The sequence below is a fragment of the Hominifimenecus sp. rT4P-3 genome (assembly GCF_051055405.1).
In the GTDB taxonomy this organism is placed as follows: Bacteria; Bacillota; Clostridia; order Lachnospirales; family Lachnospiraceae; genus Pseudolachnospira.
Genome location: NZ_CP167068.1, coordinates 387,982 through 406,218, shown reverse-complemented (window position 1 = coordinate 406,218; position 18,237 = coordinate 387,982). Strand labels below are relative to the sequence as shown.

14 protein-coding genes are annotated in these 18,237 nt (G+C 47.8%); 1 reads left to right on the top strand and 13 read right to left on the bottom strand.

All coding sequences use genetic code 11. The features are described 5' to 3' along the window. Positions 1–36: 36 nt before the first annotated feature. The 8 genes from ACCC71_RS01910 to truA form a co-directional block, all read right to left on the bottom strand. Complete coding sequence (locus ACCC71_RS01910; protein WP_434310763.1) at positions 37–1,662, bottom strand: AlwI family type II restriction endonuclease; 1,626 nt, start codon at positions 1,660–1,662, stop codon at positions 37–39. 57 nt (positions 1,663–1,719) lie between these two features. Continuing rightward, a complete protein-coding gene (locus ACCC71_RS01905) occupies positions 1,720–3,612 on the bottom strand; it encodes a Dam family site-specific DNA-(adenine-N6)-methyltransferase (protein ID WP_434310762.1) in 1,893 nt (630 codons plus the stop codon). Between the two features lie 11 nt (positions 3,613–3,623). Continuing rightward, positions 3,624–3,836: a helix-turn-helix domain-containing protein gene (locus ACCC71_RS01900; RefSeq protein ID WP_434310761.1), complete on the bottom strand. Its 213-nt coding sequence runs from the start codon at positions 3,834–3,836 to the stop codon at positions 3,624–3,626. Positions 3,837–3,922: 86 nt separating this feature from the next. Beyond that, positions 3,923–4,471: a ClbS/DfsB family four-helix bundle protein gene (locus ACCC71_RS01895; RefSeq protein WP_434310760.1), complete on the bottom strand. Its 549-nt coding sequence runs from the start codon at positions 4,469–4,471 to the stop codon at positions 3,923–3,925. A 114-nt stretch (positions 4,472–4,585) separates the two neighbouring features. Continuing rightward, the gene (locus ACCC71_RS01890) at positions 4,586–5,482 is read right to left on the bottom strand and encodes a helix-turn-helix transcriptional regulator (protein WP_434310759.1); all 897 of its coding nucleotides are present in this window, start codon (positions 5,480–5,482) and stop codon (positions 4,586–4,588) included. 321 nt (positions 5,483–5,803) lie between these two features. Beyond that, positions 5,804–6,193, bottom strand: coding sequence for a 30S ribosomal protein S9 (gene rpsI / locus ACCC71_RS01885; RefSeq protein WP_434310758.1), 390 nt, complete (start codon positions 6,191–6,193; stop codon positions 5,804–5,806). 24 nt (positions 6,194–6,217) lie between these two features. Then, positions 6,218–6,646, bottom strand: a complete 429-nt coding sequence (gene rplM / locus ACCC71_RS01880; RefSeq protein WP_434310757.1) for a 50S ribosomal protein L13 — start codon at positions 6,644–6,646, stop codon at positions 6,218–6,220. A 178-nt stretch (positions 6,647–6,824) separates the two neighbouring features. Continuing rightward, positions 6,825–7,577 (bottom strand): tRNA pseudouridine(38-40) synthase TruA, encoded by a 753-nt coding sequence (truA, locus tag ACCC71_RS01875; RefSeq protein WP_434310756.1) that lies wholly within the window; start codon positions 7,575–7,577, stop codon positions 6,825–6,827. Between the two features lie 150 nt (positions 7,578–7,727). On the opposite strand from truA, the gene ACCC71_RS01870 reads away from it, so the two are divergent. Then, on the top strand, positions 7,728–9,521 hold the full coding sequence (locus ACCC71_RS01870; protein WP_434310755.1) for an aminopeptidase P family protein: 1,794 nt from the start codon (positions 7,728–7,730) through the stop codon (positions 9,519–9,521). A 1-nt stretch (position 9,522) separates the two neighbouring features. On the opposite strand, the gene ACCC71_RS01865 is transcribed toward ACCC71_RS01870, so the two are convergent. The 5 genes from ACCC71_RS01865 to pth form a co-directional block, all read right to left on the bottom strand. Further along, complete coding sequence (locus ACCC71_RS01865; RefSeq protein WP_434310754.1) at positions 9,523–10,251, bottom strand: patatin-like phospholipase family protein; 729 nt, start codon at positions 10,249–10,251, stop codon at positions 9,523–9,525. Positions 10,252–10,260: 9 nt separating this feature from the next. After that, positions 10,261–12,639: a cation-translocating P-type ATPase gene (locus tag ACCC71_RS01860; RefSeq protein WP_434310753.1), complete on the bottom strand. Its 2,379-nt coding sequence runs from the start codon at positions 12,637–12,639 to the stop codon at positions 10,261–10,263. A 182-nt stretch (positions 12,640–12,821) separates the two neighbouring features. Beyond that, complete coding sequence (locus ACCC71_RS01855; protein WP_434310752.1) at positions 12,822–14,021, bottom strand: hypothetical protein; 1,200 nt, start codon at positions 14,019–14,021, stop codon at positions 12,822–12,824. A gap of 164 nt (positions 14,022–14,185) precedes the next feature. Continuing rightward, complete coding sequence (gene mfd, locus ACCC71_RS01850; RefSeq protein ID WP_434310751.1) at positions 14,186–17,533, bottom strand: transcription-repair coupling factor; 3,348 nt, start codon at positions 17,531–17,533, stop codon at positions 14,186–14,188. Further along, the gene (gene pth, locus ACCC71_RS01845) at positions 17,517–18,110 is read right to left on the bottom strand and encodes an aminoacyl-tRNA hydrolase (RefSeq protein WP_434310750.1); all 594 of its coding nucleotides are present in this window, start codon (positions 18,108–18,110) and stop codon (positions 17,517–17,519) included. Before pth ends, mfd begins: the two co-directional genes overlap by 17 nt. Positions 18,111–18,237: the final 127 nt, after the last annotated feature.

Here is an 18,237-nt window from a genome sequence, read left to right as displayed (position 1 = left end):
TGCGGATTTCCTTCCTCTCCTTTTCCAATTGATCTATTAACACCGAGATTCTACAACCTGGGAAATAGCGGCCTTCCAAGCCGGAGCTTCACACGTATGCCGATATTGCTCGCACTCAGACATAAGGTCAATGACCGCCTGGGGAGCAGCGGTCCCCGAAGTAAAGATCGCTTTAAAGAAAGAGCTAAATTGTGCCAACGTGAACGGGACAATATGCAAATCCATCCGATGATCTTCTTTGGTATACCAAACGCCAATACGGAAAGTCTCTGCTGTATTGGAGTCAATTCGGTTTGCAATAAACAAACCATACACAGGTTTGTCATATTGCAAGACTAAATCCGCCACATGACGCCGCACCGGTTCGCCTTCCATGGCTTCTTGACGAGAGCTCTCGGATAATGTTACTTCAATCACGATAACATAGTCCTCAAACTCAGCAATTAAGTCAGGACCGTTGCCAGGCGCAGTACTTACTGGCATGAAGTCCTGATCAATCTTGAATCTGCGGACCTCGTATGGTTTATTGGAAAGAGTATCGATTGCCAAGAAGGCCCTCCATAGGCTCCATTCCAAATATGCTGGTGCTTCGGTACGAGGTACACGAATTTCAAGATCTTCGCTTAACCGAATCCGATCTTTTCGAGAAGCAATCAGATCCATGTATGCGGCAATTTCTTCCCATTGCTCTGCCTGCCCTTGTGCGTAAACCTCCTCTTTCTTCTCCGCGATCAATTCTTCAATTTCGTATCGTACCTGATTGATTTGAACGGGGGTATCAAGAGGCTTTCCAGTCAAAGAATATGTAATTCCGTGGTTTTGAATTTGTTGAAGCAAATCTTCTAATACTTGATATGCCACTGCAGCATGATCTGTTGGCAGAGCGGTTCCATTACATAAAGATTGATACAATCCAATCACTGGCTCATTGGTCAACAGTTTACCTGTCAAAGCAACAGCTAACGCACGCTTCTCCGGAATAAGCGCGATTCCTTTCCCTTTGGATTGAACCATACCTGTCGCCTTCAGGTAACGCATATTCATATCCGCGTAGTCATTGAACGTATGAGGCTTACATCCCAGTTCATCTGCTGCACGGTTGTATTCGGTTCGATCAAATACCCGTTTTCTTTCAGCCGCCATTCTTCGACTACGCAACGCAAGAACACGGTCGACCGTTTCAGGCAATCCATCGAGAGGAGTTGTTGTTTGAACAATGGTTGCCATCTCTATAAAACGAACAGAAGGCTCTTCCCCGCGCCGCTCCAGTTCAAGAAGGATTGCCAGAGTCCAGCACAGCGGAGAAAATGTTTGACATCCTGCAGAGGTTAATGGAGTCACCATTGCTCTCAAATAGCATTCCTGCATCGCTGGAACCGTCTCTGCCCGAATCAGATTCCATCCAGCGGGAGTGATCCGATCGATTGGCCCAATGAGATTCTGATCCTGTCCCAAGGTCCGCTTAACCTCTGGATAAATAAAGCCAAGTTTGCCCATAGCCGCACGCCATTTTCGTCCGACGCTGTTGGTCAAATCATCGCCAAGAGATACCACGCCGCATTCGCCTAGCAAACGCCGAAACGCGATATCTCCATCCCTTTTACGAATATCGCCTTGGATGGCGGATGTCGAATAGGCGATAAGACCATCTCGAATTCTCATGGCGCTTCTAACAGACGTATTTCCAAGTTGCCAAAATCCCATATCGACCTCCTTCTATCAATATCCGACAAACAGATACTCCTGAACGGAATTTCTGTGGGTTTTGGCATTGTTCTGATTTCCAAAAGAATATTTATAGTCTATCGGAATTACTTCCACGTGTTCCTTATATTTCGCCATAAGCGTAACCATCTCATCCTGGGTTGGCAAACTATTCGATGAATAGGATACAATTAAAATGCTATCTTTAAACTTTTTAAACAATAAATCAAAGGCATCTGCCGCTCCTTTTCTGGTCGAAAAGGGAGTTGGATAGGATTTGAATTTCTTTGTCAAAGTATTTTGCTGAATTTCTACGCCCTTCCAATCACGGGCAAGCCCTTCCACAAAATGATAACGACGAACATATTCATTATCCGACAGCGGCGAATAATAAGGGGGATCGATATAGACAAGGTCCGGCTCCCCTGCTTTCAGTTCGATTGCATCCCCATGTTTTGCTTTATTGGCTTTACCGTTGTCAAATACGGCCTTATTCACAGCCTGTACTGCTTCTAAAAATTGCTGTTCCAATGACTTCTTCAAATCTTTTCTTCCATCGTTGTATCGCTCTCCGGTATACGTAAAAATTCCACGAGGGCGTTTTTTCGTGCATGCTCGGATTAAAGCCGTCATCGCAATCGCATGTTTATAGGGATCTTTGATGGATGCAATATTCATTCTCAACGTATCGATCAAATCGTTTTCGTCATCTGTATAGTACAATCCAGAGAATGTGTCCGCCACAAAATGATCCGACTCCTTTTGCGGCACCAAAAGCTTTTCTGCCTCTTCTGCCGTTAAAGTCGTTTTGTTATTTTCAATCATCGCTTTTGCAAATGTCGCAGACATCGCCATGTAATCATTGCTTACTACTGTTTTTCCCTGGGTTTTAAACATGTATCCTACGATACCGGAGCCAGAAAACAAATCGACCACAGTCTCAAACTGAAATTGTGACGCGACAGACCAAATTTCAGAAAGCATTTTGCTTTTAGAGCCCATAAATCGTGTAGCAGGATATTTCAATACCTGTTCTGGCAACGGTTCTGGAACAAGCTTGATCGTTTTTCTTTTGGGAAATGCAGTCACAATGACATCTTCTCCTTTTCGACTGTTTCCACTGCAAGAAATATATCGTTTCGTCTGGATCACTTCGATATGAAAGGGTTTATACAGTTCATGAACCAGCGGGTGATTCGAATTGGTCAAAATCACATGACATCCCATTTCTTGTAAACGTGCGACTTCTTTCGCCAACTCTACATGATCCTCTTCATAAAACTGTTCCTTTGTATATCTCTTAAAATCGGCGTATTCGGAAATGGGCAAATACGGGGGATCCAAAAAGACAAAATCACCCGGCCTTGCATATTCTTTCAACACAAATAAATAATCCCCACATACTATATTCGCTTTTTTCAATATTTCGGATGCTGCATGTAACGCTTCCACATCACAAAAATTAGGAGACTTATATTTTCCAAAAGGCACGTTAAACTGCCCTTTTCTATTTACCCGATAAAGTCCGTTAAAACAAGTTTTGTTCAGATAAATTGTTCTGGCCGCAGCTTCAGCAGCCGGCAAGTCCTGCCACTCCAATGCACGAACACGGTAAAACATCTCCTGTGTGTTTTCATATTTCTGCAAATAAGAAATCACTTCATCCACATGATCTGCGACTTGATTGTACATATTGATCAATTCCGGATTACTGTCCGCGATAACCGCATCCTTCGGATTTAATGCAAAAAACATCGCGCCGCCGCCGATAAATGGCTCTATATATCTACCATATGAAGCAGGCACTTTCGGCAATAAATCCCCTAACATTTGGGTTTTTCCACCCGCCCACTTTAATATCGGTTTTGCCTGCACATTATTTTTCTTTTCGATTGCTGGTTCTGCCATACGATTTCCTTTCATTGTGACTGGCTCTCCGTCATTTCCATAATGTCGCTTATGTCACACTTTAAAGCCGTACAAATTTTTACCAGCACATCTGTCGTAACATTTTCGTTCTTTCCCAACTTAGCCATAGAGGCATGGCTAATACCAGCGGCAGCACATAAATCTTTCTTTTTCATATCTCGATCGATTAATAACTTCCATAATTTCTTGTAGCTAATTGCCATTTCATACCTCTTACGCCTAAAAGACAGTGTCCTCTATTTTCATCTTTTACTGACTAAGTATACCTCTAAATCTCAGCAAAGACAACCTAAAATTCAGTGTTTGCTGAATTTTTCCTATGTGCTTTTAGTTTTTTCATCGCCCAATCATAATGACTTGCCGTAACGCTGACAAAATAAGAACCTAGAGTACTTCCACCGACCCATTTATAAACGCCTTTCGAAAACAATTCTTCATTTGAAAAAGTTTCCGCCAGTTTTATCACTTCATTATGGGATTTCTGAAGCATACGTTTTGCGTCCTCTAAAGATGTGGACTGATGCTTTTCCCAAAATTTCACATTCATATCTCCATAGGTTTTCCAATTATAAGGCTCCGGAATAAACGGCTTATTATCGCCATGTTGATTGGAATCTACCCAGTTTAACAAAAGCTGATGCCATTCATAGAGATGAATAAAAATATCCCGAAGATTTTTATCTCTTTTCCAATGAGCCTCTTTCTTTTTCTCATCGCGCGAAAAATCAAAAAGCGTGGATAACTCTTTTTCGGTTAAGTCAGAAACAAGAGCGTTTAACTTTTCATAATTAGAGGCTGCCGCTGTTAGTAAATCGTTTTTTGTTGTTGGTCTGCCCATATCATTCTCCTTATGCAACTAAAATTACGTTGCTTTCCACCACTTGCGTGTGGAGGGGTACAAAATCTGTTTGGTTACAAAAATAGCATAACATAAAAATGCTGACACCTCATGTCAAGTTTTATATTTATCATAAATTTTCTTTGCCTGCTCTGCCACAATATCTTTCAGGTATGCAGGCTCTATAATATCTACTTGTGTTCCGAAGGATAACAGATATCCGATTAGCCATTCATCTTCTGGCATTTCAGCAGATACGATGAAATCACCGTTCTCCTTTTTGCTTACCCTTGTCCTATCAAATTCATCGTAAACGCGATAGGACATATGTCTCGGAAAACGCAATACGATTGTATGGTAGGCTTGGCTCGGTGTTTCATCGAATTCTGGAAATGAACTTTTGCAAAAACTGTCTGCGAGAACCTCTAAATCTATAATGCGGGTTAGTTTAAAGATACGATACTCCTGCTTTTCCGTACAATACGCTTTTAAGTACCACGACATAGACTTATATGACAGTTTTAATGGTTGAATCACTCTGTCGCTAACAATTCCGTAGGAATTTGCATAGGTTATTTTTACGCATTTTTGATGAATTACCGCTGATTTTAGTAATTCAAATTTCTCATTGTCAGTCCCCTCGTTTCCCCATCTGGAAAAATCCACTTCAAGCCAATTTTCCGAACTAATGTGAAATATTGCCGAAAGTTTTTGTAATGTTTGATGGCTGCTCATATTTCTTGTGGAATTTATGCTCTGTAAGGCGGTCAGAATTTCCTGCTTTTCTTCTTCTGACAATACGGCTCTATCTAAAATAAAATCATTCATCAAATGAATGCCACCGTTTCGCCCCGCTTCTGCATAAATAGGAATACCCGCACCACTTAGCGCATCAATATCTCTGTAAATCGTCCTTACGGATACTTCAAATTTTTCTGCTAATTCCGGAGCAGTCGCCTGTCCTTTATCAAGCAAATAATACACGATCTTAAATAATCTGCTTTCCTGCACTGCCAGTTCCCCCTTTGATAACAGATTACCATCAAAATCCTGACATGATATGTCAATATTTATTATACACCAAAATTAAAACTTTTTTACAGATATTCTTTCCTCATTCCTAAACCGATGCCATCGATTTACAGCCTTACCGATAAAGATCTTCCAATGTCAGCAGCGTAACCTCCCCCTACTTTTCCACTTCCAGCAATGCTGGCATAAAGCCGGCCAAAATCAAACAAACAAAATCAACGCCGCAGGGACAAAAAAAACCCCGGAAATCCTTGATTTTCCGAGGTTTTTGAGGCTTTTTGATTGATAAAATCCAGCTGATTATCTCTTGCTGAACTGAGGCGCGCGACGGGCTGCTTTGAGACCATATTTCTTTCTTTCTTTCATACGAGGGTCTCTCGTCAGATAGCCTGCTTTTTTCAGGATCGGACGATACTCCGCATCTGCCTGCAGCAAAGCGCGGGACAGGCCGTGGCGAATCGCGCCAGCCTGGCCGGTAAAGCCGCCGCCGTGTACGTTTACAAGTACGTCAAACTTGTCTCCCGTACCGGTCGCCTCCAGGGGCTGACGTACAACAACCTTTAAGGTCTCCAGGCCAAAATATTCATCAATGTCTCTCTTATTGATCGTAATTTTTCCCGTTCCCGGAACCAGATAAACGCGAGCAATGCTCTTTTTTCTTCTGCCGGTGCCATAGCATTTGTTAGCCATTGTTTTTTCCTCCTTCTACCCTGATTAGAATTCCAGCGCTTCCGGCTTCTGAGCCTGCTGCTCATGCTCCGGTCCGGCATACACGTGAAGCTTCTTCAACATCTGAGAACCCAGCGGTCCCTTCGGAAGCATGCCTTTTACTGCCAATTCCACAACCTTCTCCGGCTTCTTCGCCAGCATCTCGCGAAGGGTGGTTTCCTTCATTCCGCCTACATAATCGGAATGTCTGCGGTAAATCTTCTGATCCAGCTTCTTGCCGGTCACAGTAACCTTAGCAGCATTGACAACAATCACATAATCTCCGGTGTCTATATGAGGAGTGAAAATCGGTTTCTTCTTACCTCTCAATACATTAGCAACTTCCGCTGCCAAACGACCTAACGTTTTTCCCTCGGCGTCGACCACATACCACTTTCTCTCAATTGTCGACGGGCTGGCCATAAAAGTCTTCATGGGGTGAGCCTCCTTCGTTTTTCTCTTTTCTTTCTAAAATAAAATGCCTATCATAAAGTGGTTCCGCCCGTTTCCGGGGCATTGGATATGTGGCGTTTCCACCTGATGTCGCAGTAATAAATTATATTACACTTCCTGGTGTGTGTCAATCCCCTTTTTACAGAAAAAGCCAGAAAAATCAGGGGTTCGGCGGGTTTTTCAATTTTATTTCCATCAAACAAAGTCCCTCCGCCGGCGCCTTTGGACCAGCCACGGTCCGGTCCTTTTTTTCTAAAATTTCCCCAACCATTTCCGGCTTCCAGTATCCGCTCCCAACCCGTATCAAGGTGCCGGCGATAATCCTCACCATGTTATATAAAAATCCTGTCCCACAGACCCGGATTTTGATGAGAGGACCATCCTCCCGCACGGTCAAGTCCAATATGGTTCTCACCGTGCTCTCCACCTGAGAGCCCGCAGAACAAAAGCTTTTAAAATCATGCTCCCCAACCAAAAAAGCAGCGCCCTCCTGCATTGCCGTCACATCCAGCGGCGTATAAAAGAAATAGGAATAAAGCCGGAACACAGGATTTGGCAGTTTCCGGTTATAAATCGTGTATTCATAGGTCTTTACACTCTCGCACTTCCTCGGATGATAACCGTCTGGGACTTCCTCCGATTTTTGTACCACAATATCCGCAGGCAAGCTTTGATTCACCGCATAGCAGATCTTTTCCGCCGGAATTCTCGTATTTGTGTCAAATACGCAGAGATTTCCCAAGGCGTGAACGCCGGAGTCTGTACGGCTCGCCCCTTGCACCCGTATTTCCTCTTTTAACAATTTTGACAGTTCCCGGTTCAATACTGCTTCCACGGTAATGCCGTTGGGCTGAAGCTGCCATCCACAGTAATTGGTGCCGTCGTAGGCCACCGTCAACATGATTCTCCTCATTCCTCTTTGCCGCTCCTTTGCTCTTATCCTACCATAATTTCTTCCGTTCCTCAATGATTTTCCCCTGCATTCCTTGCGCACATTCCGGAAGCCAAGTATAATAAAAGAAAATTCTATATCCAAAATTTTCATTTCACGGGAGGGGTTTGAATGAAAAAAGAACTATCGCAGCTGCGGGAGGCCATGAAGAGGCGGGGACTGGACGCCTATTTGATTCCCACTGCAGATTATCATGAATCCGAATACGTCAACGAACATTTTCAGTTCCGAAAATATATCTCCGGCTTTACCGGCTCCGCCGGCACTCTGGTCGTAACGGCGGACGAGGCTGGCCTATGGACTGACGGCCGCTACTTTCTTCAGGCAGAACAACAGCTTTCCGGCAGCGGAATCACCCTGTATCGCCTGGGAGTCTCAGGTACGGAAGCCATTCACGAGTTCCTGACTCGGACAATTCCCGACGGGGGTGCGCTGGGAGTAGACGGCCGCACCATCCCCTATCAAATGGGACGCCATCTGGCGGCCACGTTGGAAAAAAAGAACATTTCTTTTTCCTATGAAGAAGACCTGGCCGAAAGCGTCTGGACCGACCGCCCTCCCCTTTGCCCAAAGGCAATCTGGTCCCTGCCGCTTTCCTCCGCTGGAATCCCACGTCTGGAAAAGCTGGCTCAGGTACGAGCGGAACTGCAAAAAAGCGGAGCCAACGCCTACCTCATCACTGGGCTTGACGATATTGCCTGGCTGATGAATCTGCGGGGAAATGATATCTCCTGCAATCCGGTTTTCTTTTCCTATTGCCTGTTGACGCCGGACAAAACAAAGCTTTTCCTTCATCTGGACGCCCTGTCCAAAGAGCTTCATGAGGAACTGGTTCAGGATGGCATCTGTCTTTGCTCCTACGAGGAAATCTATGACGCCCTCCGTTCTCTTCCGGTAAATTGTCACTTATTCTTAGACCCGTCCCGCGTCAGTTACCGGTTAAAACAGACGGTTCCAAAAGAAATCCGCCAGATACTAGGGACGAACCCGACTACCCTCTTAAAGAGCAAAAAAAACGCGGCGGAAATTTCCTGCCTAAAAGAAGCAAACCGGAAAGACGGCGCGGCCATGGTAAAATTTCTTTGCTGGCTGAAAGAAGCCGTCGCTAAGGATTCAATCACGGAAATCACTGCCAGCAGCCGCCTGGAAGCCTTTCGTCGGGAACAGGAAGGCTTTCTCGATCTCAGCTTTGACACCATCGCCGCTTACGGTTCCCATGCCGCTGTCATCCACTATACGCCTACTCCGGAAACAGATACGGCGTTAAAGCCCGAAGGACTCTTCCTGTTGGATTCCGGCGCCCACTATATCGACGGCACCACGGATATCACCCGAACCGTCGCCTTAGGCCCGGTCACAAAGGAAATGAAAACCTGTTATACCGCTGTGTTAAAAGGCATGCTGGCATTGGCGGACGCTCATTTTCCCTCCGGCTGCCGCGGTGAACATCTAGACATCCTAGCCCGCCGCCCCCTTTGGGAATTGGGACTGGATTACCGGCACGGAACCGGCCATGGAATCGGCTTCCTTTTGAACGTCCACGAAGGGCCAAACCGGTTTGCCTGGAATACAAATCCCCAAAAACCAAGCGGTATCCTAGAGCCGGGCATGGTCACCAGCGACGAACCCGGATTTTATGAGGACGGCGCTTTTGGCATCCGCATTGAGAACGACCTGCTTTGCATCGACGGCCCAGACACCGCCTACGGCCATTTCCTGGCCTTTGAACCGCTGACACTCTGCCCGATTGATAAGGAGGCTATTGATATCTCCCAGATGACAGAATACGAAATCGAGCTTCTCAATCAATATCACGCTTTGGTCTGGCGCGAACTGTCCGGTCGTCTGTCGGAAAAAGAAAAGGCCTGGCTGCAGCAGGCAACCAGTCCCATCCACGCACTCTAATCTACTTTTTCGCTTCCAATACCCGGAGGGCGTCACGAAAGCCCAGTTCCATGCGCCTTCGTGCTCCCTCCGGAGAAAAATCCAAGGTCCCGTCAAAAAAATCTCCAATAGTTTCACTGGGACGAACCACGAGAAATTCCGCATCGGGATATTCCATTTCCGGTACCTCTCCATGATCGGACAGCAGCACGGCGATAAATTTGCGAAATCCTCTGTGATAAAGAGGAAAAATGGGCAGATTGTCGACCACACCGCCGTCTATATACTGGGCTCCCTCGATCTCCACCGGAGGACATACTCCCGGAAAAGCGGACGACGCCAGCAAAATCGCTTGGCAGTCCGCTTGATCTCTCTCATTCAGTCGAAAATACCGACATTCCTTTGTTCCAGCCGGGCATGCGTTGGCGTACACGTCCATGGGCCACCCCGACGGTTCCTGCGAATTCAGAATCCTTGCCATAGCCGTAATCAGCGTTTCCAAACCTTCCATGGACACGGCCTGCTTCGGGTCGCCCGTCTGCTTTAAGGAGGGCAGATGTCCCCACCCGTATTCCGCCTGTTCCCAATCAACACTGGCAAAAAGAGCCGCGTTCCAAGCGCCAATAGACGCGCCGGAAACCGCCCCGATCCGCTCTATCCATCCGCACTGCTTTAAAGCCTTCCAGACGCCAATCTGATAAGCGCCCTTTCCACCTCCGCCCGCCAGTACCAAACCATATTCTTTCGCCATACACACCCTCTACTTTCCTCGTTTCTCCAAAAACTCAGATGTCAACGATAACAGCAAAAGGAACACTCCTGTCGCCGCCGCTACCAAAGGCAGCAAAAGCCCGGCCATCCGGAAGGTGATCCATTCCAGCGAAAAGAGCTGTCCTAAGAATAGGAAGGCTAAGATAAACCCGGTTCCCACTGCGCCAAAAAGCAGCATCCTCTGCCAGGTAAAAGGAATGCAGACTTTAAACAAAATCATCATGCCCGTATATCCAAGGAGCACCACCGCCATCGTGGAAATCTGGGCCGTAGAAAAGTGCATATTCCTTGCCAGCATTACAAGCAAAATGGTATTAAACACATTGGTCAGCGCTCCCGGTATCGCTTTTCGAATAATATTCCACAAAAATTTTCCACGAATCCGTTCCCGGTTTGGCTCCAAGGCCAGAATAAAAGACGGAGCCCCGATGGTCAGAGAACTAATCAAAGTAAACTGGATCGGTTCAAAGGGATAGGATGCGTTTACAAAGATGAAAAGGACCGCCAAAATGGTACTAAAGAACGTCTTTACCAAAAATAAGGAGGCCGATCTTTGCAAGTTGTTGATGGAACGCCGCCCTTCCGCTACAATGTGGGGCATAGAAGCGAAATTCGAGTCCAACAGCACCAACTGGCTGACGGTACGGGCCGCATCGCTCCCGGAAGCCATGGCAATGCTGCAATCACTTTCTTTTAGCGCCAGCACGTCGTTTACCCCATCTCCGGTCATTGCCACCGTATGTCCCTGGGCCTTCAGTCCCTGGACCAGCTGCAATTTCTGCTGGGGCGTTACACGCCCAAACACCGTATACTCCCTGGCTGCGGCCTGCACCTCTTTTTCGCTGTGAAGCGTCGTGGCGTCCACATAGCGGTCCGCCCCCGGCAGTCCTACCCGGCGGGCGACACAGGCTACCGTCTTGGCATTATCCCCGGAAATCACTTTCAGGTCGACACCCTGATCGACAAAGTAGCTTAATGTTTTCTCTGCATTTTCACGGATGGTATCGCTGATAAAAAGCAAAGCCACCGGCGACAAACCGTAAGGCAATTGCTGGCCTCGGAATCTCTCTTCACTAACGGCAAGCACTAAAACCCGCTGCCCCTTGGAGGCCGCCTCATCAATCTGCTTCCGAAAAGCGGCAAGTCCCTGTTTTAAAACGAATTGCTCCGCCCCGACCACATAGGTTCCATGGCCGGGAAACTCTACGCCGCTCCACTTCCTAGCAGAGGAAAAGGGAATCATCGCCCCCGCTTTCCACCCAGGCGCTTTGGGACAAAATTTCCGCATCGCCTGAGCCGTCGGATTGCGATCCGGCAAGGCGGCTACGATAGAAGCAATCGCGTTTCTCGCTTCCTCCTTCGTATGTCCCGGTAACGGATGCAGGCGATCTACCTGCATATCTCCAGTGGTAATCGTTCCAGTCTTATCCAGGCACAATACGTCCACACGCGCCAGAGTTTCAATGGAATACAGCTCCTGCACCAACGCTTTTTTTCTCCCCAGGCGGATAACGCCCACAGCCAGAACCACGCTGGTCAGCAGCACCAGCCCCTCCGGAATCATTCCCACCAACGCGGCTACGGTGCTGACCACCGCCTTCTCCTTTGGCACGGCGCCAAAAAAGAATTGTTTGCAAAACAATGCGATTCCGATTGGCAAAATAGAAAAACCGATTACCTTAATGATTTTATTGATGCTTTCCATGATTTCCGAGTTGGGCCGCTTCATGTACTTGGCATTCCGGCTGATCTGGGAGGCATAGTTCTCCGCCCCCACGTGAACCACCTTTGACCAGGCGGTACCGGAAACCACAAAACTTCCGGACAGCACCGAATCCCCTGCTTCTTTCAAAATCGGATTGGGCTCTCCGGTAATCAGCGATTCATTGACTTCGCAGCTCCCAGAAAGAATCAGACTATCCGCACAGATCTGATTTCCCGCTTCCAGAACCATCACGTCGTCTTTTACCAGTTCTTCAACTGGGATGGTTCTCGTTTTTCCATCCCTCACCACATGGGCTTTCGGCGCCGCGATCAAAGACAGTTTATCAATCAAACGCTTTGCCCGGATTTCCTGCACGGTTCCAATCACTGCATTGCAAAAAATAACGCCCATAAACAGCATGTTTTTATAGGAGCCGACCATCAAGATGAGCGATGCCAATATGAAATTTAAAATGTTAAACGGAGTAATGATATTGTTCCACAAAATTTCGCCAAAGCTCTTGCTGCGGATCTCCTCTTCTCCGTTTACCAACCCCTCTTTTATCCGTTCTTGAACCTCCCGGCTCGTTAACCCGGTCAGGCCATCTCCCCCCATAGCGGATTCCTCGTTTCTATCTGTAAAATTTCCTTTTATGTATATCATTTAGGGATGACTCCCGCCTCTATAAACAGTGGACAACTTATCTGTATTCCTGACGGGAATCAATCCTTCATCTAATAGCCTCTTTTGCCAAGATGAAAGAAGAGCCGCCGCAGGAACCGGAAAACAGACTCCCCCTAGGGAATGCTCTTCTCCTGATCCTGCGGCAGCCCTCTCCTCTTCTCCTAATTTGCTGCCGTAGTCTCTGCTGCTGTCGTCGATTCGGCTTCCACCGTCGCGGGCTCGCTTTCCGCCGCTGTTGTGGTCCCATCCGCCGCTGTCGTCGATTCGTCTGCCGCCGTTGTCTCATCAGCTGCCGACGTGGACTCGCCTTCCGCTGCCGTTGTCGCTTCTGTCGGCTTCTCCACATAAATCATCTTGTCCAGTTTTAAATCATCCCAAGCTTTCTGTACCTCGTAAGCCGGCGCCGCCGCTGCCCACTCGACATAAACAGAATTAAAATACTCTTCCCGCTTGGTATTTTCTACCGAAGCCCGCTTCCCTTCAGTAGCTGTCTCATCCAGATCCGACGTGCACTGAATCACATACCATCCGGTCTCTGTCGCAACCTTTCGAATCTCGCCAGTCTTCATCGTAGAGCCTTCCGCATACAGCGTACTCGTATTTTCCGGGTCTACTTTCAAAAGACTCTGGGTAGAGCTCGTGGTTCCCAGTTCCGCAGCAAAGTCGCTGAATAACTCTCCCGCGTTCAGCCGCCGCTCCACTTCATCCGCCAACGCTTCTCCCGTCAGCTTTTCCGTATCAGCGCCCTCCGTACTTTCCGTACCGGCAGTTTCTGTTCCTGCGCTGTTGCTGATATTTACATACTCGATCGTAAATTCCTGACACTCTTCATCGGAGACGGTGACCTCCGCTTCCTGTTTTACCGCGTCCCATACCTTGACGGCCAGTGCGTTTCTCTCCATCCAGGCCGTGATGCTTTCATCGCTGGCATCGGAATATTCCCGAAACTCCTCTGCAAAAACATCCCGTATATTGGCAATCTGCTCCGCAATCTTAGACTTGTCCGCATCCGTCAGGCTAATCCCCTTTTCTTCCGCGTGATCATTTAGGATACAAGTCTGAATCAGTTGAGCCATCACATCTTCTTTCATCTGCTGGGCCAACGTCTTTCCTCCGTCCGCCGAAGCTTCCCACATATTGGTATAGCCATAATATTGGTACATAAGACCATACTGGGCTTCTGTGGCCCACTGCTCATACCGCAGCCAGAAATTCGCCTCGTCCAGATAGATCGTCTGATCCCCATAAGTCAGCGCCGGCGTCGTCGCATATTCGTCCATGGATGTGGAGCATCCTGCCGCCGTACCAACCATCAAAGCTGCTGCTAACAGCGCTCCTATTCCTTTTTTCCATCCCTTCATAGTCTGCCTCCAAAGGTTATATTCTCCGGCTCTTGCCGGACGAACCAAAAAGTACGCGCTTTCTGGCACATTAATGGTATTATAAAACCTTTTTCCTTTTCTAGCAACAATTTTATCGGAAAACACCAATTTTTCATGATTCCGTAAGCAATCTCGATAAATTCTTATTCTAGCAAGCTTCGAATATCCTCCAAAATGCTGCGGATCGTCTCCAGCATCTTCAGTGAATCCGTATTTCGCTTTCTTTGGTCCCGATAGATAAAACAAGGATTCTTTCCAACGGAAACCCGGAGATCGCCTTTATATTTTTCGATCATTGGCGCGATCCGAGACGGCTCCACCGGCGCTTCGGCAAACATGGTAAACTTCAGTTCGTCCTGGTTTCCAGCCACCTCAATTACATACGCTTCATGGGCCAAAGATTTTAAAAGTGCGATCCGCAGCAGGTTTTGCACCGGCTTTGGCATCTCGCCAAACCGGTCAATCAATTCGTCCTGCATATCCATATAGTCGTCATCGTTTTCAATGCCGGCGATCCGCTTATAGATATTCATCTTCTGAGCTTCATTGCGGATATATCCCGCGGGCAGATAGGCATCGATGGTCACGTCGATCTCCGTCTCAAAATCAGCCACGGTAGTCTTTTCTCCCTTTGCCTCCTGCACCGCGGCGCCCAAAAGCTTGCAGTAGAGATCATATCCCACCGCCTCCATATGACCATGCTGTTCCGCACCCAGCAAATTTCCTGCCCCGCGCAGTTCCAGATCCCGCATGGCGATCCGAATTCCAGACCCCAGGGCCGTATATTCCCGGATTGCCTGAAGACGCTTTTCCGCAATCTCCGGCAGCATCTTATCCCGGCGATACATCAAAAACGCATAGGCCGTCCGGCTGGAGCGGCCGACGCGCCCCCGCAGCTGATAAAGCTGGGACAGGCCAAACCGATCCGCATCGTGAATAATAATTGTATTCACATTGGAAATATCCAGGCCGGTCTCAATGATCGTGGTCGATACGAGAACATCGATTTCCCCATTGATAAAGTCCAGCATAATCCGTTCCAACTCATGCTCCCGCATCTGGCCATGGGCAAAGACAACGCTGGCCTCCGGCACTAAAGAAGCGATATGATTTGTCATCTCCGCGATATTCTTCACCTGGTTATAGACATAGTACACCTGTCCGCCGCGATCAAGTTCCCTCTGAATGGCTTCCCGCACCAGCTCGTCGTTAAACTCCATCACATAAGTCTGGATGGCCACCCGATCCATCGGCGCCTCTTCCAGCACGCTCATATCACGGATTCCGATGAGACTCATATGAAGCGTCCGAGGAATCGGCGTCGCCGTCAACGCCAGTACGTCCACATTTTCCTTTAGCGTTTTGATTTTTTCTTTGTCAGAAACGCCAAAACGCTGCTCTTCATCGATAATCAAAAGACCCAAATCCTTAAATTGGACGTCTTTGGAAAGCAGACGGTGCGTTCCGATGACAATGTCTACCATCCCCTTCTTTAATCTCTCGATGGTTTTCTTCTGCTCTCCTGGCGTTCGGAACCGACAGAGCAAATCCACATGCACCGGGTACTCCTTCATTCGCTGAACAAAGGTATTGTAATGCTGCTGAGCCAAAATCGTAGTTGGGACCAGATAGGCCACCTGTTTTCCATCCTGCACCGCCTTAAAAGCTGCTCGGATCGCCACCTCTGTCTTGCCATAGCCCACATCGCCGCAGATCAGCCGGTCCATGATTTTGCCCTGCTCCATGTCCCCTTTTACTGCCTCGATGGCGCGTGCTTGATCTTCGGTCTCCTCATAGGGAAACTGCTCTTCAAATTCTTTTTGCCACACCGAATCCTCGCTGTAGACAAAGCCCTTTTGATTCTGCCTTGCTGCATACAGACGCACCAAATCCTGGGCGATCTCCCGCACCGCCCCTCGCACCTTTGTCTTGGTTTTGTGCCACTCCGCGCCTCCCAGACGATTCAGCTTCGGAACTTTTTCCGCATCTGAGCCCGCATATTTCTGAACAAGATTCATCTGGGTCACCGGAATATATAAATTTCCACCGTCTCCGTATGTGATCTTCATATAGTCCTTGGCAATACCGCTGACTTCGATCCGTTCCGTTCCCTGATAGATTCCCAGACCATGGTTTTCATGAATCACATAATCTCCGACGGAAAGCTGCGAAAATTCCTGGATTTTCCGCCCTTCATAAGCGGCCTTTTTCTTTCTCTTTTTGGAATTCTTGCCGAACAAATCGCTCTCCGCCAGAACGATGAAGCGAAGCATTGGATAAGAAAATCCCTTATGAATACTGCCGCAGGTCACCAACACTTGACCAGGATGCACTTCCTTTTTCTCTTCCTCAGAAAAAAATGCCGCCAAACCGTAGTCCTGCAAATTAGAAGCCAGCCTTGCGCCCCTCGTCCGCGATCCGGCCAGCAGTACCACCCGGTAATGCTCCCGTTTCCAACGTTTCAAATCTCCAATCAAGGTTTCAAAGTTGTCCTGGTACGAATGAAGCGTCTGCGCCTGAATCTGGTAACGTCCCTCGATCTTTAAACTGCGTCCCTTTTGCTCCAATCCAGTCAACGCCAACGCCCGTTTTCTGCCCAAAAGGGAAAATACTTCCGCCGTGGATAAAAGTGTCGGAACCTTCCCCGCATCCTCTAAGCCCTTCTCCAAACGGTGAACCATGCTTTCCTGAAACTCTTTCGCCACGCCGTCGGCCTTCTCTTCCAGGCGGGCCGGCTCATCCAGAAAAAACAGCGTATCTTCCAAAAAATACTCTAAGAAAGATACCTTTGGCATCCCTTCCGTCTCCCATTCATCCCCCGCCGGATAAATTCGTACCACCGTTACATTTTCCATGGAACGCTGGCTTTCGATATCAAAACTTCGGATCGAATCGATCTCGTCTCCCCACAGTTCCACACGCACCGGCACTTCCTCTGTCAAAGGAAAAATATCCAAAATTCCGCCGCGAATGGCGAACTGCCCAGGTCCCTCCACCTGTGCTTCCCGCTCATATCCCATCTTTATCAGATGTTTTCCAAAATCCGCCAAATCCAATGTCTGGCCGGTCTCCAATGAAAGAATCCGCTTTTCCAATTCTCTTGGCGCAGCAATCGGGTCCATACAGCCGTCTATGGTGGTGACAATAACGCCTCTCCCTTCCTCCAACATCTGTTTCCAGACCGCCATCCGCTGCTGCATCAAAAGATTTCCATGGATATCCGCCTGATAAAAGAGTAAATCCTTTGCCGGATAGAAAAAAACAGATTCCGAAAAACACCGGGCATCTTCACAGATCTCTTTTGCCCGGGAATCATTATAAGTTACAATCAAAGAAAGCGGCGAATCCTCCGCCAACTGACATGCCAAATGAACCTTTTGCGAATCCACGCAACCACTAATCAAGAGCGGTCCCCGCCCTGACTTTAAGGATTGTTTGATCTCTTCGTACTCCCTTAATTCATCTAAGGGACAATCAAAGCTCGCCGTCATGTTCTTCCTTCCTCTTAAATGCGTTAAATCGATTCATTGCTTCTTTGATGCCATCCGTTAGAATGACTTCTGCCGCTTCCGCCGCCAACTTTACGGCTTCCGCCATCGCGGCCTGCTCTTCCCGGTTAAAATGTCCCAGCACATAGTCCGCCAGGTCCATCTGCTCCGGCTTTCCCCCAACCCCCACCTTAATCCGTGGAAATTCCTGGGTACCCAGATGCGCCAAAATACTTTTGATCCCGTTGTGCCCTCCAGCGCTTCCTTTTGCCCGGATTCGAATCTGGCCCGGTTCCAGGCTGATGTCATCATAGATCACCAAAAGCTCCGACGGTTCCAATTTATAATAATCCATCAAAGGACGGATACATTCTCCGCTCAGATTCATAAACGTCAGCGGCTTTACCAACATCACTTTTTCACCGGCCAGGATACCCGTTCCGCAAAGCCCTTTTTGCCGGTTGGTATTCACTCGGATTCCATGGGCTTCCGCCAACCGGTCAATCACCGAAAAACCAATATTATGTCTTGTTCCTTCATATTTTGCAGCCGGATTTCCCAGCCCTACAATCAATTTCATGAGTTCCTCCGTATTCCCGGATTTTCCTGTCCAGGTAAGCATTTTCTTGCCGGATTCTATTGTAACAAAGGGCTGGGCGGCGGTCAAGCGAGGAAAGGCTTTTGTTTTGACAAATCCTCCTAGGAAC

Excerpts from the sequence above, each read along its gene's own strand:
- ACCC71_RS01910 (WP_434310763.1), bottom strand. The coding sequence starts at position 1,662 with ATGAGAATTCGAGATGGTCTTATCGCCTATTCGACATCCGCCATCCAA.
- ACCC71_RS01905 (WP_434310762.1), bottom strand. The coding sequence starts at position 3,612 with ATGGCAGAACCAGCAATCGAAAAGAAAAATAATGTGCAGGCAAAACCG.
- ACCC71_RS01900 (WP_434310761.1), bottom strand. The coding sequence starts at position 3,836 with ATGGCAATTAGCTACAAGAAATTATGGAAGTTATTAATCGATCGAGAT.
- ACCC71_RS01895 (WP_434310760.1), bottom strand. The coding sequence starts at position 4,471 with ATGGGCAGACCAACAACAAAAAACGATTTACTAACAGCGGCAGCCTCT.
- rpsI (WP_434310758.1), bottom strand. The coding sequence starts at position 6,193 with ATGGCTAACAAATGCTATGGCACCGGCAGAAGAAAAAAGAGCATTGCT.
- rplM (WP_434310757.1), bottom strand. The coding sequence starts at position 6,646 with ATGAAGACTTTTATGGCCAGCCCGTCGACAATTGAGAGAAAGTGGTAT.
- truA (WP_434310756.1), bottom strand. The coding sequence starts at position 7,577 with ATGAGGAGAATCATGTTGACGGTGGCCTACGACGGCACCAATTACTGT.
- ACCC71_RS01870 (WP_434310755.1), top strand. The coding sequence starts at position 7,728 with ATGAAAAAAGAACTATCGCAGCTGCGGGAGGCCATGAAGAGGCGGGGA.
- ACCC71_RS01865 (WP_434310754.1), bottom strand. The coding sequence starts at position 10,251 with ATGGCGAAAGAATATGGTTTGGTACTGGCGGGCGGAGGTGGAAAGGGC.
- ACCC71_RS01860 (WP_434310753.1), bottom strand. The coding sequence starts at position 12,639 with ATGATATACATAAAAGGAAATTTTACAGATAGAAACGAGGAATCCGCT.
- ACCC71_RS01855 (WP_434310752.1), bottom strand. The coding sequence starts at position 14,021 with ATGAAGGGATGGAAAAAAGGAATAGGAGCGCTGTTAGCAGCAGCTTTG.
- mfd (WP_434310751.1), bottom strand. The coding sequence starts at position 17,533 with ATGACGGCGAGCTTTGATTGTCCCTTAGATGAATTAAGGGAGTACGAA.
- pth (WP_434310750.1), bottom strand. The coding sequence starts at position 18,110 with ATGAAATTGATTGTAGGGCTGGGAAATCCGGCTGCAAAATATGAAGGA.